Source organism: uncultured Chitinibacter sp. (assembly GCF_945957625.1).
Lineage (GTDB): Bacteria > Pseudomonadota > Gammaproteobacteria > Burkholderiales > Chitinibacteraceae > Chitinibacter > Chitinibacter tainanensis.
Genome location: NZ_CAMFLP010000010.1, coordinates 127,125 through 151,174, shown reverse-complemented (window position 1 = coordinate 151,174; position 24,050 = coordinate 127,125). Strand labels below are relative to the sequence as shown.

The following is a 24,050-nucleotide window of genomic DNA, read 5'->3' as shown; positions in this document are numbered from 1 at the left end:
AGCCGAAGCCGAAGCCGAAGCCGAAGCCGAAGCCGAAGCCGAAGCCGAAGCCGAAGCCGAAGCCGAGTTACTGCTTCTGGATGGAGCAAGCAGCGAAGATCTGGCAGATTTTGTCGCTGCAGACGAGCCTGATGAATTGCCGCCCCCGCCCACAGCCGATGCCCCTAGTGGACTGCTGGATGCGTTGACCACTGCGGCGCCTGCCGTGGCCATGGCGGCTTCGCCAATCAACCAGCTTTTGGTTGCTGAAGAATCGAAGCCAGCGCAAGCGCTTGAGCTGGATGCCAGTCTGAATGACGATATTGATCCGCAATTGCTGCCGATCTTTATTGAAGAGTCGGAAGAATTGCTGCCGCAGATTGGTGAAGATATCCGCCAGTTGCCAAGCGCTGAAGACGCCGAGCCGCTGCTGAAAAATCTAAAACGCACGCTGCATACCGTGAAAGGTAGCGCACGAATGAGCGGTGCAATGCGGATGGGTGAAGCCGCCCACATCATGGAATCTCGGCTCTTGGAAAGCCAGCCGAACGATCCAACGCTGCAGGCGCGCTTAGAGGCTGATTACGATACGCTGCTGGCCCTATTTGCTGAGCTGAGCAAACCGGCTAATGCTGCCACTGAAGCCGTGGAAGCCCCGGTGGCACCTGTAATGCCAAAACTGCTGGCCGCGGCCGATCCGGAAAATAAAACCGTGATCCGGGTGAAGTCGGAACTGATTGACCAGTTGGTGAATCAGGCCGGTGAGGTGGCGATTTCGCGGACGCGGATCGAGTCGGAAATGGTGACGCTCAAATCGTCGCTGGTTGATCTGACAGAGAACGTGGCGCGTCTGCGCGGGCAGTTACGCGAGCTGGAAATTCAGGCCGAAACGCAAATGCTGGCGCGGGAAAAAGAAGTACAAGATCAGCATCGTGAATTTGATCCACTCGAATTTGACCGCTTTAGCCGCTTGCAAGAGCTGACTCGCTTTATGGCTGAGTCGGTGAACGACGTGGCGACGGTGCAGCAGCATCTGTTGAAAAACTTGGATGAGTCTTCGGCGGCCTTGCTGGCGCAGTCGCGGATGACCAAAGAGCTGCAGCAAAGTCTGATGCGGGTACGGATGGTGCCGTTCTCCAGCGTGTCCGAGCGGCTGTATCGCTTGACCCGCCAAGCCGGTAAAGAGGTGGGCAAGAAGGTCAATCTGGAGATCAAAGGCGGCCGCGTGGATATCGACCGCGGCGTACTGGATAAAATGATTTCGCCATTCGAGCATATGCTGCGTAACGCGATTGACCATGGCCTTGAAACCAGCGAGCAACGGCTGGCGGCGGGGAAATCCGAATTTGGTGAAATCCAGCTAGAAGTACGCCAAGAGGGCAATGAGCTGGTGCTGCAGTTGAAAGACGATGGCCGCGGCCTCGATGTCGCGCGAATTCGGCAAAAAGGGCTGGATAAAGGTCTGATTACCGCGGAGCAGAATGTTTCTGATGCCGATGTCTGCCAACTGATTTTCGAGCCCGGCTTCTCGACGGCAGCGAATGTAACGCAGCTGTCTGGCCGCGGGATCGGGATGGATGTGGTGAAAAATGAGGTGTCCAATCTCGGCGGTAAAATCGATGTCACCACCATTGCCGGGCAAGGCACTACCTTTATCATTCATCTGCCGCTCACCTTGGCGGTTGCGCAAGTCTTGTTGGTGAAAAGTGGTGAGCGCCTGATCGCGATTCCATCGGTGATGGTGGAGCAGGTGCAAGAGCTTAAGCAAGAAGCGCTGGCTGGGCTGTATAAAAACCAGGCGCAAGAATGGTTGGGGCAGCGTTACCGCTTTGCCTATCTGCCACGTTTGCTGGGCGATTTGCAGGCCGTACCAGAGCAGAAACGCTACTCAACGGTGGTGTTGTTGCGCTCAGGGGCTGGACGCATTGCGTTGCACATTGACGAGTTGGTGAAAAACCAAGAGGTGGTGGTGAAACCAATCGGGCCACAGCTGGCGCGGATACCGGGCGTAGTTGGGGCTAGCGTGCTGGGTACCGGTGAGATCGTGCTGATCATGAATCCGCTGGCACTGCTTGAGCAATCCAGCCAAATCGTGAGTATCGTGCAGCAGCAGGGTAGTGCCGCGCCGACGCAGGCCGCGCGTAGCAGTATGCCTGAGCAGCTGTCTACCGCCCCAGTGGTGATGGTGGTGGATGACTCCCTGACCGTGCGCAAGATTACCGGTCGCTTGTTGGCGCGTGAGGGCTTCCAGGTGGTTACAGCGAAAGACGGTGTGGACGCTTTGCAGCAACTGCATGATGTAAAACCGGCAGTGATGCTGGTGGATATTGAGATGCCGCGTATGGATGGTTTTGAGCTGACCCGGAACGTGCGGGTAGCAGAAGACACGCGTGAAATCCCGATCATCATGATCACTTCGCGTACGGCCGAGAAGCACAAGAAGTATGCCTTTGATCTGGGGGTGAATGCTTATCTGGGCAAACCGTACCAAGAAGATGAACTGCTAGGCTTGATCCGGCAGTTCTTGCAGGCCGGTAATCTGCATTAGGACTTTCCCGCTTAAGCACTCATGCGCAACAAAAAGCCCTGCTTAGCAGGGCTTTTTCCTTTATATTCAGCCACCGACTATATTAAGAGTCTGTCTCTCTGGCGATTAATCATGAGTGTGCCTGTCGTCACGCCCGAGCAACTTGAACACCTGCTGACCGAAGCCTTGCGCTGGTATGTGCCGGATTGCGCCCGCACCATCACTTTGCTGGATGAAGTGGTGCAGCTTGCGCAGGCCCAGCAGCTGGTTGAGCAAGAGGCACAGGCCCAGCTGTGGCGCGCGCGCAGTTTTTGGGCGCTGGGTATCTTGCCCGCGGGGCATGCCGCGATTGCGCGCCTGGAAACGCTCTCGCGGCAGATTAAATCGCCGCGCCTCACGGCCGAATATGAGCATGCCCGCGCTCGGCTGCATTTCTCGGCCAGCGAGTATGGCCCCGCGCTTAAAAGCTGGATTGCCAGCTTGCAACAGGCGATGCACTTGCATGCCCATGAGCTGTACTCGCCCGCCTGCCTAGGGATAGGCAATGTGTATTTCTCGCATCAACAGCATGGTGAAGCGCTGCGCTGGCATGAGCTGGCCTTGCAGTTTGCCGAGCGGGTGGATGATTCCGAATTGCTGGCCGAGTGCTACCTGCACGTCATCGCTGATTTGAATCAGCTGCATGAATACGAGCTGGTCCTCAATTTATCTTACCGGGGTGAGGCTGCGCTCAGGCAAAGCCAGCATCAGGCTTGGCTCGCTGACTGGTATAGCTATCGTGGCCAAGCCTTGCTCGCCATGCAGCGTGCGCCAGAAGCGCTCACCTATATGCAGCAAGCCTGGCAGATTAATCAGCAAACCAGCTATTTATGGAGCCAATCACATAGCCTGATCAATCTGGGCGAAGTGCATCTGGCCTTGGCGGACTATGCCGCGGCGGAACACCATCTGCACCTCGCGCTGGGAAAAATCGATCAGTTTGGCTCGCTGACTATGTATCTACGCGTGTATGGCTTGCTGGCAGAGTTAGGTCAGCGGATGGATAACCCCAAGATGGCCTGGGAAAGCCGGCGCAAATACCATGAATTGGCGATTCGCAATGCGCAGCAATTAGCCAAAGATAAGCTCAATACCGCGCTTGAGCGCCGAATCCGCGAGCTTGATACCCAGCTGATGGTGCTGCAAACCCGGCAAGAAAATGTCATGTTGCGCCAGCAAACCACCGCCGATAGCGAGTTGCTCAATACCCTGCGGCATGTATCGATGCAAGACCCGCTCACCGGTATTGGCAATCGGCGCCTGCTCGATCAGGAAGGACCGGCCCTGTTTCAACGTTGTCTGGAAGACAGTCGCCCTCTCTCGGTATTGATGCTGGATTTGGATTATTTCAAACAAATCAACGACACCTACGGCCATGCGGTTGGCGATGAAGTTCTCAAAATTAGTGCCTTGATTATGCTGGCCGGTTGCCGTGGTGGTGATTTGGTGGCGCGGTATGGTGGAGAGGAGTTCATCCTCTTGTTGCCTGGAGCGCCAGGCGCCACCGCGGTAGAAGTCGCCGAGCGAATTCGGCTGCGTATTCAGCAATACGATTGGAGTCAGGTGCAGCCTGGGCTCAAGGTCACGTGTAGCCTGGGGGTGGCCGAATGCCTGGATGAAGTCGCGCTGGATGATTTGCAGCAGCATGCCGATCAGGCGCTCTATCAGGCCAAGCATCATGGCCGTAATCGCGTGGAGTCGTATACATGACTCAGGACGAATTCGTACGCTGGCTTGCTGGCCAGCAGGCACTGATGCTGCGGGAAAAGCAGCCCAGCCTAATGGATGCTGCGATTCGGCAGGCGCAGCTGCTGAATTTTGCCTATGGCCAGGCTTTGGCCCTGTTATATCGCGGTGAATATCTAATCGATCTGGGTGAGCAGCCGGCGGCAGCCTTTCGGGATTTTCGCGAAGCGGGTTTGATCGCTCGACAGCTGCGGAACTGGGGCTTGCTCGCGCAAACCTTGCACTGGCAAGCGCAAAGCCAGTTGCTGCAGGGCGAATACATGCGAGCACTTGATGTCTGGCTGCAGGCGCTGCAAACGGCGATTGAGGCGGAAGACCATCGCGCTTTTATTCGGGGCTATTCGGGCATTGCGCAGGTCTGTCTGGTGTATGGGCAGCTGGATATTTCGCTCGAATACCAGCGCCGGGCGCTGCTATTGGCCGAACAGGTAGATGATCTATCGCTGTTGGCCGATTGCCTCTTGGCCTTGATCGCCACCTGCTACCGGCGCAGTTTGTATGAGGAAATGCGTGGATTGCTCGCGCGCTTGCACGACAATTTGCGCCTGCGTCCGCATCTGGAAACCCAGGCCGAATACCATATCTACACCGGGCTGATTCACCTTGACCACGATGAGCTGGGCGCCGCCGATGAGCATTTGCAGCTGGCGCGGGTGCTGGCGCAGCAGCATGGCGGGCTGTGGTGCCGCGCCTATGCTGCGCTGATACTGGGCAAGCTGTATGTGCGTCAGCAGCGGCTGTTGCCGGCCCGCCAATCGCTGGAGCTATGCTTGCAGCTTGGGGAACAAATTCGCGGCTTTGCCATGGGGCAGGAAGCCCATCAGCTGCTAGAGGGGTTGTGCGCTGAGCAGGGCGATTATGCCGGCGCTTTGCGCCACCTTGAGGCCGCGCATGCCCAGCAACTGAGCCTGTTTCAAAAGCAGGCCGAGCGTAAACTCACTCGCACCTTTCTGAAACCACTCACAAATATCGAGCTGGGCTTGCGGCTGGAGTTGAGTCGGCAGCGCTATGCTGGGTAAACTGCGCACATCCTCTTTCGGAGTCGCATGATGAACAAAATTCGCAAAACCCCGGCCGAATGGCGCGCACAACTGAGCGCAGAGAGTTTTTATGTGACCCGCGAAGCCGGCACCGAGCGGCCATTTAGTGGCGAGCTGTATCGGGTGAGCGCGGCGGGCGATTATCACTGCATTTGCTGCGATAGCCTGCTGTTTAAATCGGGCACCAAGTTTGATGCCGGCTGCGGCTGGCCAAGCTTCTGGGCCGAAGCCGAGCCCGGCGCGACCGAGCGTCATCGAGATACCAGTCATGGCATGGTGCGTGAAGAAGTACGCTGTGCGCGTTGCGATGCCCATCTGGGGCATGTGTTTCCTGATGGCCCCGAACCCACGGGCGAGCGCTATTGCATCAACTCGGTGGCACTACAGTTTTACCAGGACGAATAATGTCTGGTTAGGGTATTGCCTTGCGGGTCTTGTCAAATAAGCTCTGCAAGGAGATACCCTGCTGCTTATTCGTAATCCGGTACGCCGTGGGCGCTGAGGATGTAGTCAAACTGGCTAAAGTCGACCTCCGCGCTCACAAAGGGGCGCAGCGCTTCCAGGCGCGACTCATCCAGCAGATAAGAGAGCTTCATCTCTGGATCAGGCTTATCTTGCTCGGCCGCAAACAGCTGAAACAAAAAGGCCACGTCCAGCTCCGGCGCCAAGGGTAAATGGCCGACAAAACCACCTTCCATGCCTTTTTCCCAGACTTCGAGTACCCGAACGATCTTCATGCTGTGGCGCCTAGCGGAATCAAAAACCCGATTATCCTTAATTCAGCGCCAATTTGCCAAGCAAGCCCAAGAGTGGCAAAGCCAGTAAGAGGCCGGTTTCCAGTAATTCGATGCCTGCCCCCAAGCAATCGCCAGTGACACCCCCCAAACGCTGAAGCAACCAATAGCGATACAGCCAGATCAACAGCGGGGCCAGCAAGAGCGCCGGCGCGAGCCAAGCGCTCAGCCCCAATAAGCTGAGCCACCACAGCCGGGCCAACCATGGGCGCTGCGCCCAGGCAAATTGCTCGGCCATGCCCGGCGCTAGCGCCGGCAGGGTTTGCCAAGCAAATACGCCGCTGCGCGCCCAAGCCGGGATCAGCAACAGCGCCCACGGAGCGCTATGGCTCACTAGCCAAGTCAGGGCAACCCATTTGACCAATAACTGCAGAACCAGTGTAACGACGCCAAAGCTGCCCAGATGCGGGTCTTTGAGCACGGCCAGAAATCGGGCCGGATCACGGTGAGCCGCGCCGAGGCCATCGGCCATATCTGCCAAGCCATCCAGATGCAGTGCGCCGGTAAGCCACACCCACGCAAGCAGGATCAGTGCTGCGGCCAGCTGTGTTTCACTCTGTAGCAGCGCGGCCAAGCCCAGTAGCAAGGCACCGAGCAAGAGGCCGACCGCCGGAAACCAGCCCACCGCCCCGGCCAGCAGGCGTGGCTCGAAGTCGCGGATAGTTGGCGTGGGCAAGCGGGTAAGAAATTGCACGGCCAGCACTGGATAGCGCCAATCAAATCCCAACCTCATCCGGCCTGCTCCACATCCGGCAAGGTGTTTGACCATTCCAGCAGCAGTGGTGGATAGACTTCATCCCACCACAAGGTCACCGCGCCGCCAGGGGCGAGCCAGAACTGCTGATGGCGGCTGGCCGGCAAGCCCAGTGCAAACAGCATAATCGCCTTGATGGTGCCTTGATGCGCGATGATCACGCGATGTTCGGCCTCGCCTTGGCTGGCCCATTGGCTCAACGCACCCAAAACGCGGCGCTGAAACGCCAGCCAGTCTTCGCCACCCGGCAAAGGAAATTCGGCCGGATCGCGCTGCCAGTTATCCCAGTGGGTATGGTCTTCAGTAGTCCATTCTGATTTGGGTTTACCGTCGATACTCCCTAGGTGTATTTCGCGAAAGCCTGCTTCGAGCTGCAAAGGCAGACCCAGTGCCTGTGCCGCATCGAGGGCAAAATCCGCGCAGCGGGCGAGCGTGGAGCTGGCGATGGCATCAATGGGCTGGCTGGTAAGCCCGCGCCAGCGCGCCTGTAGCTGCGCGAGCCCCAGCGGCGATAGCGGCGGGTTGCTGTGGCCGAAAATCGCGCTACTGGCGCCAACGGCTTCGCCGTGACGGATGAGTGTGAGGCGGAACGGCATTAGCTCAGATTCGCTGCGGCGACGCCGGCTTCGGCAAAGGTGGCCATTTCGGCGTGCAAGGCCAGCGCGCTTTGCAGCAGCGGTACGCAAACGGCCGCACCGCTGGCTTCGCCCAAGCGCATGCCTAGATCAACCAGCGGTTGCAAGCCCAGTGCGGTCAGGGCTAAGCGGTGGCCTTGTTCTTGCGAGGCATGGCTGGCCTGCAACCAATCGGCCACGGCCGGATTGGCCTTCACGGCCACCAGCGCGGCGGCAGTGGTAATAAAGCCATCCACCAAGGCGGGGACGCCCAGCTCAGCGGCGGCAGTGTAAAAGCCGGCCAGCGCGGCGATTTCCAGCCCGCCTACTTCGCGCAGCCAATCCATCGCGCTATTGGCACCGGCCGCTTTGGCGCGGGTTAAGGCATCGCTCACCACGGCGATTTTAAGCTCGTGTTGCTGGGTATTGATCCCGGTGCCACGGCCCACAATCTCTGCCGGGCTATACCCGGTGAGGGCACAAATGAGCGCGGCGGCGGCGGTGGTGTTGGCGATACCCATTTCACCACCGATCAGCAGGGTTTTACCATTGCGGATCATCTCTTCGGCGCAGCCGTAGCCGCCTTGAAAGGCGGTTTGGCATTGCTGGGCGGTCATGGCGGCGGTGTGGCGCAGATTGGCCGTGCCCGCCGCGATGGGCGCACGGAATAATTTGGCGCGCGGATTGCTCGGCACCGGATATGGGCTGGCTACGCCAACGTCGATAATTGCGAGGCTAATCTGATGCAAATTGGCCAGTACACTGATGGCTGCGCCACCGGTCAGGAAATTCACCACCATTTGCGCTGTGACTTCGGCCGGAAAGGCCGACACGCCTTCGGCCGCTACCCCGTGGTCGGCGGCAAAAATCGCCACAGCGGGCTTGAGACGATTCGGCGTTGGCGCGGGCAAACGCGCCGCGAGCCAGATGGCGAGGTCTTCCAGTTGCCCCAGACTACCGGCTGGTTTGGTGAGTTGGGTTTGGCGTTCGCGTGCAGCAGCCGCGAGCGTGGAATTCGGTTGAGCCATGTCAGTGTCAAGTTCGGGCAAGAAAGCCCGACTTTAGCCGCTCGCGATAGGAAGGGCAATGGTCAATTACACCACGACCGCAGCTTGCTCCTGATAAATCGCGATGCGGTCGATGCCTTGTTGCATCGCTTGTTGCAGGGCCGAATCGGCGGCGAGTAGCAGGTCTTCAATGCCGGCGGTTTCTGATTGCTGCGTGGCGAGGCCCATGGTAACCGAGACGGTCAGCGCAATGCCATCTGGCAGATTAAAGCTGCTGGCTTTGACTTTTTGCCGGATGCGCTCGGCCACGATTTGCGCCCCGGGCGCAGGGGTATTGGGCAGCAGGACTACGATTTCTTCGCCGGAAAAACGGGCGGCGAGATCAAAATCCCGAATCGAGGCCCGGATGGCATCGGCGACGTGCTGCAAGGCTAAATCTCCGGCCTGATGGCCGAAGCGATGATTGATTTTGGCGCAGTGATCCAGATCGATCAGCAACGCCGAGGTCGCCTGACTGGCGCGCTGCGCCCGATTGAGCTCATGCTCGGCCAGCTGCAGAAAGTGCCGCCGTTGCAACAGCCCGGTAAGCTCGTCGGTTAGCCTATGGCTGGCCAGTGCATGGCGCAAACGGCGCAGCATTTGCCATTGCCAAATAATCACCGCGCAGGCGGCCAGCAAGATGAGTAGCCACATGGCCAACTCCAGCAGCAGGGTCATGATCCTTCATCCTAGCAGGCGCGCTGATTTTCGCGCGGCCGATTCATGCTGTGGGCATATGGCTTTTGTCAGCCCAGATGCGCCCAGCGGGCGGGTTTGGCAGTAAAATAGGCCCATGACTATCAAACCCAGCTCTGCACGCATTCTGATCGTGCGCATGTCGTCGATGGGCGATGTGATTCACCAATTGCCCGCCATTACCGATCTGGCCCGCGCCTACCCACATGCTCAGATCGACTGGGTAGTGGAAGAAGGTTTTGTCGAGTTGCCGCAGCTGCATCCGGCGATCCGGCGGGTGATTCCGGTGGCCTTGCGCCGCTGGCGCAAAACCCCGCTGGCGAGCCAAACGCGCACTGAGTGGCAGCAATTCAAAACCGAGCTGCGCGCTTGCCGCTACGATGTGGTGCTGGATGCGCAAGGGCTGATTAAAAGCGCGGCGATTGCGCGGCAGGCTTGTGGCCCGGTGGCTGGGTTTGACCGGCATTCGATCCGCGAGCCACTGGCCAGCCTTGCCTACTGCCGTAAATATCCGGTGAACAAAACCCAGCATGCGATTGAGCGTAATCGTCAGCTCACTGCGGCGGCGTTAAATTACCCGCAAGCGGGGGTGTTGGACTACGGCCTGCGCGTGCCGCCGCGCGAGCTCACTTGGCTACCGGCCGGGGATTATTGTGTTTGCCTCACCGCGACGAGCCGGGCGGATAAAGAATGGCCCGAAGCCCATTGGATTGTGCTGGGGCAGCGGTTGTTGGCGGCGGGAGTACGCCCCGTTTTGCCGTGGGGTAGTGCGGACGAGCGTGAACGGGCCGAGCGCATCGCCGCTGCCTTGCCTGGGGCCATGGTGGCACCGAAGCTCACCCTGACCGACGCGGCAGCCTTGTTGGCGGGGGCGTGTATTGTGGTTGGGGTAGATACGGGCTTGGCCCATCTGGCGGCGGCGGTGGCTGTCCCTACGGTCGCCATTTTTTGTGCATCAGATCCCGCGCTGACCGGAGTACTGGCGGCGAGCTATGCCGTGAATTTGGGCCAGCGCGGAGCTGCGCCGACGGTGGATGCGGTGTGGCAAGCCGTGCTAGCTGGGTGGCAGCGCTAATGCGCGGCTGGCTGGCGGCGGGCTGTTACCGGCTGGCGCTGTATCTGGTTTTCCCACTCATCTGGCTATATCTGCTCAAGCGCGCGCGCAAGCAGCCGGCGTATCGGCTGCACTGGGCTGAACGGCTGGGGTATTACCCGAAAAGCATTATCAAGAATGGCTTGCGGGCAGATACCCGGCCGATTTGGGTGCATGCTGTTTCCGTGGGAGAGATGCGCGCCTCACAGCCTGTGGTACAGGCGCTGCACCAGCGTTACCCAGATAGCCCGATTTTACTCAGTTGCATGACCCCTACGGGGCGAGCAACTGCGCACGAATTATTCGGCCCCGCATCGGGTATCAATGCCCAGGTGGTGTTTTTACCTTATGACTATCCCTCAGCTGTGGCGAGGTTTCTGGCGGCGTTTCAGCCGCGTTTAGGCCTCATTATCGATACCGAAATCTGGCCCCATTGTATCGAGCAATGCCAGCGCGCCGGCGTGCCGCTGGTACTGGCTAATGCTCGTCTTTCGCAAAAATCGCTGGCGGGTTATTTAAAAATGGCATCGCTATTTCGTGCGGTGATGCCCAAATTTACGGCAGTCTTGGCGCAATCGCCCGCAGATGCTGCACGCTTGCAGCAAATGGGCGCGGTGAATGTGCAAGTGATGGGAAATGTTAAGTTCGACAATCAAATTGACCCATTACTAATCGCGCGTGGCCAAGCGTGGAAAAACACCCTGGCGCGAAAAATTATCCTGTTAGCCTCCAGCCGCGATGGGGAAGAAACCCTGGTGTTGCAAGGCCTGGGCCCATTTGCTGCGGATACATTATTGATTATTGTGCCGCGCCATCCGCAGCGCTTTGATAGTGTCGCGGCCTTGCTGGATGCGCAGGGCTTGCACTATGTGCGCCGCAGTCAATGGCAGGGTGAGCCAACCAGTGCACAAGTGATTCTCGGCGATAGCATGGGGGAAATGGTGGCTTGGTATAGCGCGGCCGATGTCACCATCATGGGCGGCTCATTGCTTAAATTTGGCAGCCAGAATCTGATTGAGGCCGCCGCCTGCGCTTGCCCGGTGCTGTTGGGGCCATCCACCTTTAACTTCGCTCAAGCCTCCACCGAGGCGATTGCCGCAGGTGCGGCTTGGCAAGGTCAAGATGCTGCTGTGGTATGTCAGCAAGCTTTAGCCATGCTGGCCGATGCATCGAGACTGCAGGCGATGGGCCAGGCCGGCCTTGCATTTAGCCAGGCACATCGTGGCGCTACTCAGCGGCTACTTACCGCACTGACGCCTTACTTGGGCGCGGAGGGGCAAGCACAGCGTTAATGGGTAAAGGCCCACAGATAGAGCAAGAGCAGATCCAGCACCATGCTGGCGATAATCCAGTTCAGCGCGAGAAACACCCATTGCTGCTGCGCTGGAATGGCATGGCGCGAGGCGCGGGAAAATACAAAGCCATGAATGGCCGAGACGCTGCTATTAAATTGCCCCACGAGTAGCCGTGGGTCGTCAAAGTGTTGCTGGCGCAGCTCGCGCTCGTTTTCCAGCTCGAATTCCGGATAGTACTGCTGCACTAGTCGTCGCGCGCGATGAAAGAGCTCAGCATAAGCCAAGCCCAAGCAGGCCAGTAACAGCAGTAAAGCCAATAACATGCTTAGCTCCGCGTTTTCTTGGCCAAAAGCCCCAATACCTGTTTAAAGCCCGCTTCGGCGGCGGGGCCGCATTCGGCAAACACCGCATCCAGTACCACTCGCTGTGAGCCGGATAGGCGCTCTTCCAGCTCGGTGCCTTTGTCGGTGAGCGCCAGGCATTTCACCCGTTTATCAATCTCGGAAGGACTGGTGGTGATCAGGTCCTGCTCAATCAGTTGCCGTAGTGGCAAATTGAGCGCCTGTTTGGAGACGCCGAGCTTATTTAACAGCTGATTGACCGAGAGCCCACCCTGACGGCCCACAAAATACAGAATCCGGTGATGCACGCGCGAAAGGCCTAAATCAGCCAAAACGGCATCGGGCTGGGCGGTAAAGCCCTTGTAGCCATAAAACAGCAGCTCAAGTGCGCAATTGAGTTCAAATTCAGTGTGTTGCAGTGACTGATGAGCGGCGTGGTCCGGCATGTTGACGTATCTCCTGAATGCAGTAATATAGGTCATGCATGTTGACCTAATTTGCCGGAGACGCCGATGTTTGCCCCACGCATTACCCGCTTACGACCATCGCTGGTGCGCGAGATTCTGGCTGCGGCCCAAAGCCCCGGCATGATTTCTTTTGCCGGCGGTTTGCCTGCCACTGAAACCTTGTATTCGCCAGACTGGACGCAGCTGCAGCTGTCTCCTCAACTTTTGCAGTATGGTCCTTCCGAAGGCGAGCCGCAATTACGGGCATTGGTGGCTGAGCGTGCGCGCCACATGGGCCTTAATTGCTCTGCAGAGCAAGTCTTGATTTTGAATGGCTCCCAGCAGGGGATTGATCTGGTGGCCAAGCTTTGGGTGAGCGAAGGCACGCGCATTTTGTGTGAATCGCCGACCTATCTGGCCGCCTTGCAGGTGTTTGAGCTGTTTGGCGCTGATATGCAACCTGGGGCGGGGGATGCGGCCGGTCTACTGCCCGCTGCAGTCACGGCCGAGCAGGCCGAGTTTGCGTATTTAATTCCTACGTTTCAAAACCCAACCGGCTTGTGCTATCCGGCCGAGCGCCGCGCTGCGCTGGCTGCTGCATTTGATCAGGCCGGTCTGCCGGTATTTGAAGACGACCCGTATCGAGATCTGGCGTTTGATGGCACGCCACCCGCGCCACTGGTCGCCGGTTTGCGTTCCGCGCGCTGGGTGTATCAAGGCTCGTTTTCCAAAACGCTGGCCCCAGGGCTGCGTTTGGGCTATATGATTGCCCACCCGGATTTGCTCACTCCGCTTACCCGGTTGAAACAGGCTGCCGATTTGCATAGCAATCGCTTAAGCCAAGGTATTGTGACGCAGGTGCTGGCCACGGGTGCACTGCAAGCGCATTTGGAACACGTCCTGCCAGTGTATCGCGCCAAGCGCGATACGATGCAGGCGGCGCTGCAACGCGAGTTGGCGGATGAGGCGGAGTGGGAATGCCCGGCGGGGGGCTTATTTTTCTGGCTACGCTTGCGTCGAACCATCGATGCGCTTGCGCTAATGCAGCAAGGTTTGGCGCAGGGCTTGGCCGTGATGCCGGGGCAGCCATTTTATGCTCAGGCCAGCGCACCAGCGGCGCTACGGCTAAATTTCAGCCATAGCTCGCTGGCGCAGATCGAGGCCGGCGTTGCCACCTTGGCGCATTTAATCCGGCAGGCGCCTGCGCTGGCGGTTTAAGTGGTGGCTTTAAACAGCACTTCGATGGCTTTTTCGCCATTGAAGGCAGCGCCACGATGACCCGAGCGGCGCAGCGCTTCGGCCCATTGCTCCACAATGGGCGTGAGCTCTTCGGCGCGGCGTACGCTGGCTAATTGGCTGGCCAGTTTGTCTTCCCAGCTTTGGCCCAGAAATTCATGGCAGACCGACAGGATGATTTTGCGGGCTTCATCGATTTGCCGTTGCTGATTGCGCGGCGGAGGCGGCGCGATCGTGCTTGGGCCGGAAAAGCGAATTTCTTCCAGTGGCTTTTGCGGGGTGTCGCGGCTAATAAAACCGGCATCATGCAGGTTTTTCAGATTCAGTAGCACCTCTTGCCCCGGCAACATTGCCACCAGCATGGCCGAGCTGCGCTGCCCATCAATCATGAACAATAGCTGCCGTTCTTTTTGGCTGATTTTCCCGCTGCGCGTTTGTAGTTCTTGTTGACCGGCAGGGGTTTTGCTGTAGACCAGTGATTCCATCGCTTTCGCCTCGCAAACTCCGTCTTTTTATATAAGCAAACTGTGATGTAGCTCGCAATATTTGACTACGAGTCTGGCGAAAAACCTACACTCTGTCCCTACCGCTTATCGGCTCCTTGCGGTTGCTGCGGATGTCGTGCGTGCTTAATGCGATATGCCTATGGGGTATTGGCTCGAAGCGATTATTAGCTAAGCTGGTTGGGGTTATACCTGTCGGGGTATTGGGCTGGATTAGCTTGGCTGATTTGTCGGCATTTCGCGACGGCTGGCCCAGACATGCACGGCCAGCCCGAGCATGATGCAGGCGGTGCCGATGAGCTCATGGCTTTGCAGGGTTTCTGCATTCAAGGCGTGCCCCAACCACAGCGAGCTGGCTGGCGTAATCAGCGCGATGAGCGCAACACTCATTGGCCGACACTCGCGGATGAGCCAGTAATACAGACTAAAACCCAGCACCGAGCCTACTGCGGCGAGGTAAATCAAGGCCACGGCGGTTCGCCAGGGCCAGTGGCTGACCCACGGCGCCCCTGCGAGCAACCAAAACAGCAGCGTGGTCAGCGCCGCAATTTGTAGTGCGCCAGCATTCACCAACCACGGTGAGAGCCCGCTGGCAAAGCGTTTGAGCAACACGGCTGCGCCCGATTGCAAGGCCATTGCCACACAGAGCGCCAGCAAGCGCCAGCCGCCGTCGGCCTGCCAATGCAGCTGGCGGGCAAAAATAATCAACAGGCCCGCTAGGCCCAGCGCAATCGCCAGCCATTCGCGGCGATCAAGCTGGTTGCCCAGCCAGCGGCTGGCGAAAATCGCGGTCGCCAGCGGCGATAAACCAAAAATAATTGCGATTAGCCCTGAAGACACGGCCTGCGCGGCCCAGAAAGAGCAACACATCGAGCAGGCGGTGGCCAGCCCCGCGATCCAATAGGCTCGCCGGTATGGAGCTGCCAGTGGCAGACTTTGGCGGCGCCATGCCAGCCAGCCCAGCATCAACACTGCCGCCAGCACAAAACGGCTGGCCAGCGCCAGCGTAAACGGCAGCCCTTGTACGCCCCATTTGATGCCTAAGGCGGTGGTGGACCAAACCGCAATTAAAAATAGGTAAGCTGCATTGACGCTTGGCTTCACTTCTTGCGCACAACCCGTTTAATTTCGATCAGCGGGTCTGCTTTGGGGGGAAGGTCGCTCAGTTGCAACAGCAGTTTGAGCTGGCGGTTTTGCCAGCTAAATAGATCGGCATGCAGATAGCCGCCGCTGCCAGCACTGCGCGTTACCACCACCACTTCGCCGGTACCATCGCCATCAGCATCGGTGTTAAGCAGGCGCTCCACCTGACCATCGCGGGCGATGATAAGGCCGGCTTGGTAATCATCGAGTGGGAAATCTGGGTTTTGCCCGCCGTACAGGCGAATACTGTAACTACCCATGCTGCGCGGCTCGTGCTCACCTTCGGTGACGACTACCGTGCTGTGGTTATCCGGCATCCGTAGTTGTTCTACAAAGCGGTAATCGCCAGCGTGGCTGCAGGCACTGAAAAGCATGGCACACACTGCAGTGATCGACAAAGCTTTCATCGCGAATCTCAACGAGGTTGACCAATAAAGAGGGAGTCGCCACCACTCTGGATGCTAACCGCGCCTTGGGTGGTGAGGATGAGGGTGATCAGCATCGCCAGCGTGAGTGCCGTTTCGGTGGCTGGGCCGATCCCCGGCCCCGGCGCTGGGGGGGGCGGCAGTAGCCGGCGCGCGAGCAGGCCAATCGGCTCTTGATAAGCGCCAGGGCCCTCTGCGCAATTGAGGCGCAGTTGATCGGCTTCTTGGCTGGTTTCGAGTTCCGCTTGGCTTAGCGTGGCGCTGTCTTGCGTGATGCGCTGCTGCAGGGCTAGCAAGGCGCTGCGGCAGGCCGGGCTTAGCTCAGGATTCGCGCAGGCGGGCTGGCTGATGAGCAGCGCGGCGCAGACGAGGCCGAGGTAGCGTCTCATGGCAACAAGCCCCAGAGCATTTTGCTGGCCAAGATAATCAGCAGCGCCGCAAAGATTTTTTTTAGCACCGGTACAGGCAAACAATGAGCCGCCGCTGCACCGAGCTTGGCCATCGGGAAGCTCGCCAACACAATGCCAAGCAGGGCGGGTATATAGATGAAACCCAAACTATAGCTAGGTAAGCCGGCTATACCCCAGCCACTGACGATATAGCCGATGGCGCCAGCTACCGCGATGGGCACGCCGATGGCCGATGAAGTGGCGATGGCGGATTTAACCGGCACATTGCAGGCATTCATAAACGGCACCGACAGCGATCCCCCGCCAATCCCCACCCAGCTGGAAAGCACTCCGATTAAGCCGCCCATCCCCAGCAAGCCCGCTTGGCCGGGTAGCTGGCGGCTGGGCTTGGTTTGCCAATTCAGCAGCATTTGCGCGGCCACAAAATAGGCAAACGCCACAAAAATCCATTGCAATGCGCGGGTGGAAATAAACCCGGCAATCTGTGCGCCAGCAAAGGTGCCCAGCAAAATGCCCGGGGTGATGCGCCGCACCACATCCCAGCGTACCGCGCCTTTGGCATGATGAGCACGCACACTGGCTATGCCGGTAAACACAATGGTGGCCAAGCTGGTGCCCAGCGCCAGATGCTGCTGATGTGCCGGCAAGACGCCCACGAGCTTAAATACCGCCAGCAAAGCCGGCACAATCACCAAGCCGCCGCCTACGCCCAACAGGCCGGCCAGAAAGCCGGCCAGCAAACCCACGCTGAGACAGGCCAGAATAATCACGGTCATGCTAATAATTCCTGCAAATAGGCCCACTCGGCCGCGGTGACAGGCGTAATGGACAGACGCGAGCCTTTTTGCAGCACCACCATCTCGGCCAGCGGCGGGTGCTGGCGCATTTCGCTTAGGGGTAATAAACGGGTTTTGCGGACAAAGGCCACGTACACCTGCTGCCAGCGCGGCTGTGCTGGGGTGGATTTGGGGTCGTAGTATTTTGACTGCGGGTCAAACTGGGTCGGGTCGGGGTAGGGCGCGCTGCACACACGGGCAAAACCGGCGATGCCTGGCTCGGCGCAGGAGGAATGATAAAACAAGACACCATCACCAATCTGCTGGGTATCTCGCATAAAGTTGCGTGCCTGATAGTTCCGCACGCCATACCACCCCACTGTATGCCGGGCGGCGAGATCATCGATGGAGACATCATCAGGTTCGGATTTCATGAGCCAATAGCGCATGGCTAGCTCCAATGTGGCCGCGGCAGCTGCTGAGTAAGAGCTTGGGCCAGATAAAGCTTCAATCTGCCCAGCCTGACCGGTAATGTCAAGTTGCCGCGGGCGGTATAATGCCGGCTTTCGCCTGCTGGAGCGCCTGATGCCGCAAGATATTGCCCAACAACTGCCCTGGATTGCCCGTATGCGGCGTAGCCATCAACACTTACTGGGGCGTCCGCTGGTGGATCCGGCCTTGAGCGATGCCGAAGCCGCAGCCGTGTTGCAGCAGGCGCCATTTTGCCTGCTGGCCCACGATGGCACTGCCGACCCGTGCTTTGTGTATGCCAATCAAACGGCGCTGGATTGCTTTGAATATACGGCCGCTGAGCTGATCGGGTTGCCTTCGCGCCTTTCGGCAGAAGCGCCCAATCGCGAAGAGCGCGCCGCCTTGCTCGCCAGCGTGGCGCAACAGGGCTATGCCAGTGGCTACCGGGGCTTGCGGATTGCCCGCTCAGGCCGGCGCTTTTGGATTAAGGATGTCACCGTGTGGAATTTGCTGGATGAGCAGGGCCAGCCCTGCGGGCAGGCGGCGGTATATGCCACATGGGAAGACGCGGTTTAACGCTGCAGCTTGGCCTGCGCCAGCAGCCGCGTGAGCTCGCCCGTTTGCCGCATGCGCTGCAGACCTCGGTCAAACTGCTTGACCAACCAATCGCCCTGCGGAATTTTCTTGCTGATGAGCAAATGCAGGTTTTCGCTGTGCACTGGGTTGGGGTCATACAGCAGGCTAAAGCGCGCCTGCGGTGGCAAGGTGGTGCCAATCAGATAATCACAGACAACTTCTTCGCAAGGAAAGGCGGCAATGCGTCCGGCATACAGCTTGGCCAAGCTTTGCGCATCATTATTGGCCTGATCCACCTGAAACCATTGCTGCTGTTGCAGGCTGCGCCAGCGTGGCCCGTAGAAATAACCATTGCTCATGCCCACTCGGCTATGGCGCAGTGACTCGGGATCGCGCCAGCTCACCGGCTGTTGGCGATGGTAAAACAGCACTGTTTGGCTGCGATAGACGGGTAGGCTGTAGTAAAAATCGGCGCGGCGCTCGGGGGTGCTGGTCCAGAGTAGCGTGCCATGAAAGCGCCCGCCCCGGGTTTCTTCTAGCGCTCGTCGCCAAGGCATGAATTCGTAATTCACGGTAATGCCCTGCAAGGCAAAGGCGCGACTGACAATCTGGCTACCATAGCCGTAACCGGGGAGTTTTTCCCCCAGGATCGGCGGCCATTCCCCATTGGCGAGGGTGATCTCGATCGCCAGCGCGGCCGGGCTTGCCAACAGTAAGGTTAGATAAATTGAAAGTTTTGCATAAGCCAATTTCATCTGGGCACTGTATTAGCTGTCGCTAATGGCGTCAATCGGGAGTGGCCTTGTCAAGCCATTGAATGCTTTAGCTTGTGATCGGTAACACCCATTAGTAAAAACCCCGCTGGACGCGGGGTTTTTAATGGCGTTATTGCGCTAGCTTAGGGCCAGACGTTTTGGCCAAATTTGTATTTCGCCAGCAAGGTGCTGGGGCGACAAATATCGCCATTGCACAGCCAAACGCTCACATAGTTGCCCGCCGCTTGGCTTGGGGCAATGGTGGCGTAGCCTTGCAGCACGCCGCCCGCTGAGCTGTTGAATTGGGCTACGACGGTGCCGGCCGCGACGCTGCAGCTACCATCGGCGTTGCGGGGAATTATCGGCGGTGCAGGCGGCATGGGGGCGGGCACATACATCATTTGGGGCCCGCTCTGGCTGGCTACGACTTTGCCATCGACACGTACTTCCCAGCGCTCGATGCTGGGTGGCACCATTTCTGGTGGGCGCTGATTGCGGGTCTCAAGCTGCGCGGTGCAGCTGGCCGTGGCGATATAGGCAAAGCTGATCGGGTAAATATATGAGCCGGCGTTTACACTCACCCGCAGTGATTGATCTGCCTGCTGCTCGATGCGGCTGCTAAATTGTGGCGGGCGCTGGCGCAGCGTGGGCGCGGCCCCTTTATCTTCCCAAGGGCTGCCAGCTTGGTCGGGTGGATTGTTTTGGGTCCACCAGCGGGCCTGATACAGCCGGCCATTAAACACTACCTGCTCGCCGCCCTGATAAGCTTTGCTGGCGCTCCACAATTGCGGGCCAGATTGCGCGGCTTGTATTTCCCATGCACCCCAGGCTTGGCCGGGTTTCTCGTTTTGCGTCCACCATTTGGCCTTGTAGATTGCACCATCCAGGCTCACCAGATCGCCGGTGTTGTAAACCTTGCCCGCATCCCAGGTCGGGTTGGTGGGATTACTATTGCCATACACTCGGTCAGTTTCACCGTCGGTCAGCGATGGGGGCTGGCCGATCTGGCCGTAGCGCTCTACTTGCGCGGGGCAGCTGCCATTGGTAATCGGAGGCTTATATGGATAATTAGGGTCTTTATCCGGGTAGGTGACTGGTAGGCGGCCATCGAGTCCGGCCGGTAGGGCCGGTGCGGCCACAGGGGGTGGTGGCGTACACGCCCAGCTGGCAGAGGCCAGCATGGCCGCGCTGAGATTTAGCACGAGTGCTGCAGTTTTCATGGTCTTTCCATCCTTGTATGTTATTGATTTGCCAGCATTGCTTGCTGGTCTGGCGCGTGGGCGCCGTGATCAATATCCGCAATCGGATGGGTAAAGGCAAGATTGGCTTGCGGCGCTGTGATCTGGAAAACACAGCGCACTGACCGTTAGAAAACTAAGGGGCGTGGCGCCGGGCGGCGAGGTCTTGCAGGATTTGCCAGGCTTGCTGCGCGTTTTGTTCGGTAAGGCTGTGCAGCTCGCTTGCTTTATGGGTGATCTCATCAATCAGGGCCGCGTTTTCTGCCGCTTTGGCCACTTGCAGATTCAGATTATCAATATCACCCGATACCCCGGCCAGCAGATCACTCAGCCGTTTTTTCTGCGCTTCCATTTCCGCCATTTTGGCGTCGAATTTACTCTGCCGCTGCCGATCGACCAAAAACGGAATCAGCAAACCAAACACCCCCAGAAATAAACCAATCGCGCCGGTTAGCACCGACAAATGCGATTCCCACCAATCGATGGATTTGCGGCTGGTTTCAAACCAGTTTTTCTGGTTTTCCAGCTCGGCTAGCTGGTTTTGCTTGAGGGTCTCAACTTGCAGGTTGGTGAGCTGTACATCGTGCTTGATGCGCTCCAGCTCCAGTTGCTGCTCGGCAGTAAATGGCTCGGCCGCCACGCTCGGCAGCGCGAGTAAGCAGTTTATTGTGAGCAGCAAAGTAGCAAAGAAAATGCGCATGGGTTTGGTGCAATGCAAAAAGAAGAGCCGCCAGTCTAAACCAGCGCTGGCGGCTATGCCAAATGCATCAAGGGCAGTGTTAGTCCTGCAGCCATTTCGCGGCATCGAGCGCGTAATAAGTCAGGATGGCATCGGCGCCGGCGCGTTTGAACGCGAGCAGGCTTTCCATGACCACCGCTTTTTCATCCAGCCAGCCATTTTGCGCGGCGGCTTTCAGCATCGCGTATTCGCCGGATACCTGATACACGAACGTCGGTGCGGCGAATTCGTCTTTGACGCGCCGTACGATATCCAGATAAGGCATGCCCGGTTTCACCATTACCATATCTGCGCCTTCGGCCAGATCGAGGCTGACTTCGTGCAGCGCTTCGTTGCTATTGGCCGGGTCCATTTGATAGGTGTATTTATTGCCCTTGCCCAGATTACCGGCCGAGCCGACCGCATCGCGGAACGGGCCGTAAAAGGCGCTGGCGTATTTGGCCGAGTAGGCGAGGATGCGGGTATGAATGTGGTTGTCGCGATCGAGCGCGGCGCGAATGGCACCGACGCGGCCATCCATCATGTCCGATGGTGCGACAATATCGGCGCCGGCGGCAGCGTGGCTGGCGGCTTGTTTGACCAGTGCGGCGATGGTTTCGTCGTTCAGCACATAGCCATGTTCATCAATAATGCCATCCTGCCCGTGCGTGGTGTACGGGTCGAGCGCCACATCGGTGATGATGCCCAGCTCGGGAAAGCGCATTTTCAATGCTTCTACCGTGCGCGGCACCAAGCCACGCTGATTCCACGCTTCGCGCGCATCCAGCGTTTTCAGTTGTGGCTCGATCACCGGAAACAAAGCCAGCGCGGGGATACCCAGCTTAACCGCCTCTGCCGCCACATCCAGCAGTCGATCGATACTCATGCGCTGTACGCCCGGCATGGAAGGAATATCTTCGACGCGATCACGACCATCCAAGACAAAAACGGGCAGGATCAGGTCGCTGGCGGTGAGGGCGTTTTCGCGCATCAGGCGGCGGGAAAAATCATCCCGGCGCATCCGGCGCAGGCGAGTGGTAGGGAAGGGGCGGTTGGTATGCATGGATCTATCCCGGGCTGGTGGGCCGCGCTTGTGGTGCGAGCCCGCATAAAATAAGGTGATGGGCGTAATTTTAGCCCGTTTGCGCTGGCTGCGGGCTGAAAAAAACCGGCGGCCAGATTGATTGCTGGCGCGCCGGGCTTGGGGTTGCGCTGGCCGCTCTACGCGGCCAAGGCAAGGTTACAGCGTATGCTCCGGGGTGGTATTGATCAGATGGGCTTGCTGGCTCTGGCTTAGCGACAGATACCGCTCATATTGCTTCAGCACATCGGCAATGATTTCTTCTTCGCGCAGGTATTCGATGGTGTAGCCACGACGCCCGTCGGCAAAGAAGGTGACCGGTTCATAAGTAAGCTGTCGCTCGCTGGCCGGCAGGCCCGCATCACGCAGCGCAAAGCTCGCCATCGGCCGCGCCACTGCATGCACACCGTACACAAAATTGCGCAGATTAGCCTGCGGCACCACCAGCGACAGGCCGCCATCGTCGTGCTCTTCTAGCCGGCTGGTATAGCCTTGCGCCTGCATTTCCAAGGCTACTGCGGTCAGCGCTGGACGCACACGGCTGTGGATAAAGCTGGCCACATCTTCGGCCGTGGGCTGCTGCAGAATCTGTGTGAGGCGCTGTTTCCAGTGCTGGCCATTCCAGAAGCTACTGGCTGGGGTAAATTTCTGCTGCGAATGTCGGCGATCGGCCACCAAACCGCGCCAGAGCGAAAAGGCCAGCAGCAGCATGATCAGCGCAAAGGGCAGCGCGGCAATCAGCGTCATGGTCATCAAGGCTTTTTGTCCGCCAGCGCTCAGCAGCGTGGCGGCTGTTAGCCCCAGCAGGGCGGCCCAGAACAAACGCTGCCAGATTGGTGAGCGCTCTGGCTCTTTGGACGACAGCGTATCCAGCATCAGTGCGCCCGAATCCGCCGAGGTGACAAAAAACACCAAGATCAGCAGCATGGCGATGACCGCCGCCACGCTCGAGAGCGGCAGATAATCAAAGAACTGGAACAGTAGCGCGTCCACATTGCCCGCCGTGGCGCTCAGCGCCCCTTGGGCAGTGTGCATATCAAACCAGATCACCGAATTCCCAAACACCGTCATCCACAGGAAGGTAAACAGACTCGGGATAATCAGTACGCCAGTAATGAATTCGCGAATCGTGCGGCCACGCGAAATGCGGGCAATAAACAGCCCGACAAACGGTGACCATGAAATCCACCATGCCCAGTACAGGATGGTCCAGCCGCTGAGCCAGCCTTCACTATGCGGCGGGGTATAAGTGAAACTACGGAAGGTAAGCTGGGGCAGCTGGCTGAAATAGTTGCCCAAATTATCGCTAAAGGCGCCGAGCAAGAACACGGTGGGCCCAGTAAACAGCACAAACAGCAGTAACAACACGGCCAAGAGCAAATTGAGCTCGGAGAGGCGGCGCACGCCTTTGCCAATGCCGGTGGCCGCGGAAATCCCCGCCAGCACGATCACTGCGGCAATTAGGGACAATTGTACGGCGAGGCCACTGGTATCCCAGCCCGTTAGGCGATGCAGACCGGCGGCCAGCTGTACCGAGCCAAGGCCGACTGAGGGCGCGAGGCCAAACAGGGTACAACACAGCGCGAAAATATCGACGGTATGCCCCAGTGGACCGTGAATGCGCTCGCGCAAGATCGGGTAAAGCCCCGAGCGCAGCGAGAGCGGCAGGTTATAGCGAAAGCCAAAATAGGCCAACACCAGCCCCACCAGGCCGTAAATCGCCCAGGCATGGAAACCCCAGTGTAAAAAGGTGCTGCTCATGGCTTCACTGGCAGCGCCAAGGGTTTGTGGCTCGGCCAGTGGCGGATTGACGTAGTGTTGCAGTGGCTCGCCCACGCCGTAATACATCAGCCCGATCCCCATGCCGGCGGCAAACAGCATCGCCAGCCAGCTACCAAGGCTAAACTCGGGCTCGGCATCATCGGCGCCGAGGCGGATTTTGCCGTAATCACTGATCGCCAGGCCCAGCAGGAAGATAAAAAAGCCGGAGACGGCCAGTGTATAAAACCAGGAAAAATGCGCGGTAATCCAGCTTTGGGTAGCCACGAGCTGTTGCTCAACGGCTTGGGGGGCCAGCGTGGTCAGGGCAATAAGGCCCACAATCAAAATCAGGCTGGGATACAAAACCGGCAATCGGAAAGTATGCCGGGATAAGGCAGGTGGTGACATGGTGCGCTCCGGTTGGGCGCGCAAATGCGGCGGCTAGCCGGCAGAATATTGCGCGCGGTGAACAGGGCGGCCAGCGTCGGGCTGGCCACGTCGAGCTTTACTTTACTCGCCCGGCATAGCGCAGCGCGCCGAACAATGT

General features: G+C 58.6%; 27 protein-coding genes. 9 read left to right on the top strand and 18 right to left on the bottom strand.

Going from position 1 to position 24,050, the window contains the following annotated elements; all coding sequences use genetic code 11:
* The 4 genes from QV747_RS12425 to msrB all read left to right on the top strand — a co-directional run.
* Positions 1-2,527, top strand: a 2,527-nt coding sequence (locus QV747_RS12425; RefSeq protein WP_288791515.1) for a response regulator, incomplete at its 5' end; no start/stop codon positions are given.
* A 111-nt stretch (positions 2,528-2,638) separates the two neighbouring features.
* On the top strand, positions 2,639-4,255 hold the full coding sequence (locus QV747_RS12420) for a diguanylate cyclase (protein ID WP_273431132.1): 1,617 nt from the start codon (positions 2,639-2,641) through the stop codon (positions 4,253-4,255).
* Positions 4,252-5,310: a hypothetical protein gene (locus tag QV747_RS12415; protein ID WP_273431134.1), complete on the top strand. Its 1,059-nt coding sequence runs from the start codon at positions 4,252-4,254 to the stop codon at positions 5,308-5,310. Before QV747_RS12420 ends, QV747_RS12415 begins: the two co-directional genes overlap by 4 nt.
* 27 nt (positions 5,311-5,337) lie before the next feature.
* Positions 5,338-5,736 carry a peptide-methionine (R)-S-oxide reductase MsrB gene (gene msrB / locus QV747_RS12410; RefSeq protein ID WP_273431136.1) on the top strand — a complete coding sequence of 133 codons (399 nt, stop codon included), beginning with the start codon at positions 5,338-5,340 and terminating at the stop codon, positions 5,734-5,736.
* 65 nt (positions 5,737-5,801) lie between these two features.
* Here msrB and QV747_RS12405 read toward each other — a convergent pair whose 3' ends face one another.
* From QV747_RS12405 to QV747_RS12385, 5 genes are all read right to left on the bottom strand, one after another.
* Positions 5,802-6,068, bottom strand: a complete 267-nt coding sequence (locus QV747_RS12405; RefSeq protein ID WP_028450395.1) for a hypothetical protein — start codon at positions 6,066-6,068, stop codon at positions 5,802-5,804.
* Between the two features lie 37 nt (positions 6,069-6,105).
* Positions 6,106-6,858, bottom strand: a complete 753-nt coding sequence (cobS, locus tag QV747_RS12400; protein WP_273431139.1) for an adenosylcobinamide-GDP ribazoletransferase — start codon at positions 6,856-6,858, stop codon at positions 6,106-6,108.
* Positions 6,855-7,475 carry a histidine phosphatase family protein gene (locus QV747_RS12395; RefSeq protein ID WP_273431141.1) on the bottom strand — a complete coding sequence of 207 codons (621 nt, stop codon included), beginning with the start codon at positions 7,473-7,475 and terminating at the stop codon, positions 6,855-6,857. Before QV747_RS12395 ends, cobS begins: the two co-directional genes overlap by 4 nt.
* Complete coding sequence (gene cobT / locus QV747_RS12390) at positions 7,475-8,521, bottom strand: nicotinate-nucleotide--dimethylbenzimidazole phosphoribosyltransferase (protein ID WP_273431143.1); 1,047 nt, start codon at positions 8,519-8,521, stop codon at positions 7,475-7,477. The genes QV747_RS12395 and cobT overlap by 1 nt, the downstream gene beginning before the upstream one ends.
* A 66-nt stretch (positions 8,522-8,587) precedes the next feature.
* A complete protein-coding gene (locus QV747_RS12385) occupies positions 8,588-9,217 on the bottom strand; it encodes a GGDEF domain-containing protein (RefSeq protein WP_051259018.1) in 630 nt (209 codons plus the stop codon).
* Between the two features lie 115 nt (positions 9,218-9,332).
* Between QV747_RS12385 and waaC the strand changes: the two genes are divergently transcribed.
* On the top strand, positions 9,333-10,310 hold the full coding sequence (gene waaC, locus QV747_RS12380) for a lipopolysaccharide heptosyltransferase I (protein WP_273431146.1): 978 nt from the start codon (positions 9,333-9,335) through the stop codon (positions 10,308-10,310).
* Entirely contained in the window at positions 10,277-11,620 is a 1,344-nt protein-coding gene (locus QV747_RS12375) for a 3-deoxy-D-manno-octulosonic acid transferase (RefSeq protein ID WP_273431148.1), read from the top strand. The genes waaC and QV747_RS12375 overlap by 34 nt, the downstream gene beginning before the upstream one ends.
* Here QV747_RS12375 and QV747_RS12370 read toward each other — a convergent pair.
* Complete coding sequence (locus QV747_RS12370; protein WP_273431150.1) at positions 11,617-11,946, bottom strand: hypothetical protein; 330 nt, start codon at positions 11,944-11,946, stop codon at positions 11,617-11,619. The two genes, QV747_RS12375 and QV747_RS12370, sit on opposite strands and share 4 nt — an antisense overlap.
* 2 nt (positions 11,947-11,948) lie before the next feature.
* Positions 11,949-12,410 (bottom strand): MarR family winged helix-turn-helix transcriptional regulator, encoded by a 462-nt coding sequence (locus QV747_RS12365; protein ID WP_047391176.1) that lies wholly within the window; start codon positions 12,408-12,410, stop codon positions 11,949-11,951.
* Between the two features lie 66 nt (positions 12,411-12,476).
* On the opposite strand from QV747_RS12365, the gene QV747_RS12360 reads away from it, so the two are divergent.
* The gene (locus QV747_RS12360) at positions 12,477-13,628 is read left to right on the top strand and encodes a PLP-dependent aminotransferase family protein (protein WP_273431154.1); all 1,152 of its coding nucleotides are present in this window, start codon (positions 12,477-12,479) and stop codon (positions 13,626-13,628) included.
* Here QV747_RS12360 and QV747_RS12355 read toward each other — a convergent pair.
* The 6 genes from QV747_RS12355 to QV747_RS12330 all read right to left on the bottom strand — a co-directional run bounded on the left by QV747_RS12355 (position 13,625) and on the right by QV747_RS12330 (position 17,352).
* Positions 13,625-14,131, bottom strand: a complete 507-nt coding sequence (locus tag QV747_RS12355) for a hypothetical protein (protein WP_028450386.1) — start codon at positions 14,129-14,131, stop codon at positions 13,625-13,627. The genes QV747_RS12360 and QV747_RS12355 overlap by 4 nt on opposite strands.
* 231 nt (positions 14,132-14,362) lie before the next feature.
* Positions 14,363-15,253, bottom strand: a complete 891-nt coding sequence (locus QV747_RS12350; protein WP_273431156.1) for a DMT family transporter — start codon at positions 15,251-15,253, stop codon at positions 14,363-14,365.
* Positions 15,250-15,666, bottom strand: coding sequence for a PliI family lysozyme inhibitor of I-type lysozyme (locus tag QV747_RS12345; RefSeq protein ID WP_273431158.1), 417 nt, complete (start codon positions 15,664-15,666; stop codon positions 15,250-15,252). Before QV747_RS12345 ends, QV747_RS12350 begins: the two co-directional genes overlap by 4 nt.
* Before the next feature lie 41 nt (positions 15,667-15,707).
* On the bottom strand, positions 15,708-16,106 hold the full coding sequence (locus QV747_RS12340) for a hypothetical protein (RefSeq protein ID WP_273431160.1): 399 nt from the start codon (positions 16,104-16,106) through the stop codon (positions 15,708-15,710).
* Positions 16,103-16,903 (bottom strand): sulfite exporter TauE/SafE family protein, encoded by an 801-nt coding sequence (locus QV747_RS12335; protein ID WP_273431162.1) that lies wholly within the window; start codon positions 16,901-16,903, stop codon positions 16,103-16,105. The genes QV747_RS12340 and QV747_RS12335 overlap by 4 nt, the downstream gene beginning before the upstream one ends.
* Complete coding sequence (locus QV747_RS12330) at positions 16,900-17,352, bottom strand: EVE domain-containing protein (RefSeq protein ID WP_273431164.1); 453 nt, start codon at positions 17,350-17,352, stop codon at positions 16,900-16,902. The genes QV747_RS12335 and QV747_RS12330 overlap by 4 nt, the downstream gene beginning before the upstream one ends.
* A gap of 136 nt (positions 17,353-17,488) precedes the next feature.
* Here QV747_RS12330 and QV747_RS12325 point away from each other — a divergent pair, with 136 nt between their 5' ends.
* Positions 17,489-17,950, top strand: coding sequence for an MEKHLA domain-containing protein (locus QV747_RS12325; protein WP_051259073.1), 462 nt, complete (start codon positions 17,489-17,491; stop codon positions 17,948-17,950).
* Here QV747_RS12325 and QV747_RS12320 read toward each other — a convergent pair.
* Positions 17,947-18,705, bottom strand: coding sequence for an ABC transporter substrate-binding protein (locus QV747_RS12320; protein ID WP_273431167.1), 759 nt, complete (start codon positions 18,703-18,705; stop codon positions 17,947-17,949). The two genes, QV747_RS12325 and QV747_RS12320, sit on opposite strands and share 4 nt — an antisense overlap.
* Positions 18,706-18,848: 143 nt before the next feature.
* Positions 18,849-19,925: a carbohydrate-binding protein gene (locus QV747_RS12315; RefSeq protein WP_273431168.1), complete on the bottom strand. Its 1,077-nt coding sequence runs from the start codon at positions 19,923-19,925 to the stop codon at positions 18,849-18,851.
* 17 nt (positions 19,926-19,942) lie between these two features.
* Here QV747_RS12315 and QV747_RS12310 point away from each other — a divergent pair, with 17 nt between their 5' ends.
* The gene (locus tag QV747_RS12310) at positions 19,943-20,068 is read left to right on the top strand and encodes a hypothetical protein (protein WP_273431169.1); all 126 of its coding nucleotides are present in this window, start codon (positions 19,943-19,945) and stop codon (positions 20,066-20,068) included.
* A gap of 11 nt (positions 20,069-20,079) precedes the next feature.
* Here QV747_RS12310 and QV747_RS12305 read toward each other — a convergent pair whose 3' ends face one another.
* The 3 genes from QV747_RS12305 to QV747_RS12295 form a co-directional block, all read right to left on the bottom strand.
* Positions 20,080-20,643, bottom strand: a complete 564-nt coding sequence (locus QV747_RS12305) for a hypothetical protein (RefSeq protein WP_273431170.1) — start codon at positions 20,641-20,643, stop codon at positions 20,080-20,082.
* A 79-nt stretch (positions 20,644-20,722) separates the two neighbouring features.
* Positions 20,723-21,724, bottom strand: coding sequence for a porphobilinogen synthase (gene hemB, locus QV747_RS12300; RefSeq protein WP_028450378.1), 1,002 nt, complete (start codon positions 21,722-21,724; stop codon positions 20,723-20,725).
* Between the two features lie 177 nt (positions 21,725-21,901).
* On the bottom strand, positions 21,902-23,911 hold the full coding sequence (locus tag QV747_RS12295) for a BCCT family transporter (protein WP_273431172.1): 2,010 nt from the start codon (positions 23,909-23,911) through the stop codon (positions 21,902-21,904).
* Between the last annotated feature and the right edge of the window lie 139 nt (positions 23,912-24,050).

Bases quoted from the DNA above. Each gene is read 5' to 3' on its own strand.
- waaC (WP_273431146.1), top strand. From the start codon at position 9,333: ATGACTATCAAACCCAGCTCTGCACGCATTCTGATCGTGCGCATGTCG.
- QV747_RS12305 (WP_273431170.1), bottom strand. From the start codon at position 20,643: ATGCGCATTTTCTTTGCTACTTTGCTGCTCACAATAAACTGCTTACTC.
- cobS (WP_273431139.1), bottom strand. From the start codon at position 6,858: ATGAGGTTGGGATTTGATTGGCGCTATCCAGTGCTGGCCGTGCAATTT.
- QV747_RS12395 (WP_273431141.1), bottom strand. From the start codon at position 7,475: ATGCCGTTCCGCCTCACACTCATCCGTCACGGCGAAGCCGTTGGCGCC.
- QV747_RS12355 (WP_028450386.1), bottom strand. From the start codon at position 14,131: ATGGAATCACTGGTCTACAGCAAAACCCCTGCCGGTCAACAAGAACTA.
- QV747_RS12365 (WP_047391176.1), bottom strand. From the start codon at position 12,410: ATGCCGGACCACGCCGCTCATCAGTCACTGCAACACACTGAATTTGAA.
- QV747_RS12345 (WP_273431158.1), bottom strand. From the start codon at position 15,666: ATGCTTTTCAGTGCCTGCAGCCACGCTGGCGATTACCGCTTTGTAGAA.
- QV747_RS12325 (WP_051259073.1), top strand. From the start codon at position 17,489: ATGCCGCAAGATATTGCCCAACAACTGCCCTGGATTGCCCGTATGCGG.
- QV747_RS12340 (WP_273431160.1), bottom strand. From the start codon at position 16,106: ATGAGACGCTACCTCGGCCTCGTCTGCGCCGCGCTGCTCATCAGCCAG.
- QV747_RS12415 (WP_273431134.1), top strand. From the start codon at position 4,252: ATGACTCAGGACGAATTCGTACGCTGGCTTGCTGGCCAGCAGGCACTG.
- QV747_RS12405 (WP_028450395.1), bottom strand. From the start codon at position 6,068: ATGAAGATCGTTCGGGTACTCGAAGTCTGGGAAAAAGGCATGGAAGGT.
- cobT (WP_273431143.1), bottom strand. From the start codon at position 8,521: ATGGCTCAACCGAATTCCACGCTCGCGGCTGCTGCACGCGAACGCCAA.
- QV747_RS12315 (WP_273431168.1), bottom strand. From the start codon at position 19,925: ATGAAAACTGCAGCACTCGTGCTAAATCTCAGCGCGGCCATGCTGGCC.
- QV747_RS12420 (WP_273431132.1), top strand. From the start codon at position 2,639: ATGAGTGTGCCTGTCGTCACGCCCGAGCAACTTGAACACCTGCTGACC.
- QV747_RS12360 (WP_273431154.1), top strand. From the start codon at position 12,477: ATGTTTGCCCCACGCATTACCCGCTTACGACCATCGCTGGTGCGCGAG.
- msrB (WP_273431136.1), top strand. From the start codon at position 5,338: ATGATGAACAAAATTCGCAAAACCCCGGCCGAATGGCGCGCACAACTG.
- QV747_RS12295 (WP_273431172.1), bottom strand. From the start codon at position 23,911: ATGTCACCACCTGCCTTATCCCGGCATACTTTCCGATTGCCGGTTTTG.
- QV747_RS12385 (WP_051259018.1), bottom strand. From the start codon at position 9,217: ATGACCCTGCTGCTGGAGTTGGCCATGTGGCTACTCATCTTGCTGGCC.
- QV747_RS12335 (WP_273431162.1), bottom strand. From the start codon at position 16,903: ATGACCGTGATTATTCTGGCCTGTCTCAGCGTGGGTTTGCTGGCCGGC.
- QV747_RS12320 (WP_273431167.1), bottom strand. From the start codon at position 18,705: ATGAAATTGGCTTATGCAAAACTTTCAATTTATCTAACCTTACTGTTG.
- QV747_RS12370 (WP_273431150.1), bottom strand. From the start codon at position 11,946: ATGTTATTGGCTTTACTGCTGTTACTGGCCTGCTTGGGCTTGGCTTAT.
- hemB (WP_028450378.1), bottom strand. From the start codon at position 21,724: ATGCATACCAACCGCCCCTTCCCTACCACTCGCCTGCGCCGGATGCGC.
- QV747_RS12330 (WP_273431164.1), bottom strand. From the start codon at position 17,352: ATGCGCTATTGGCTCATGAAATCCGAACCTGATGATGTCTCCATCGAT.
- QV747_RS12310 (WP_273431169.1), top strand. From the start codon at position 19,943: ATGTTATTGATTTGCCAGCATTGCTTGCTGGTCTGGCGCGTGGGCGCC.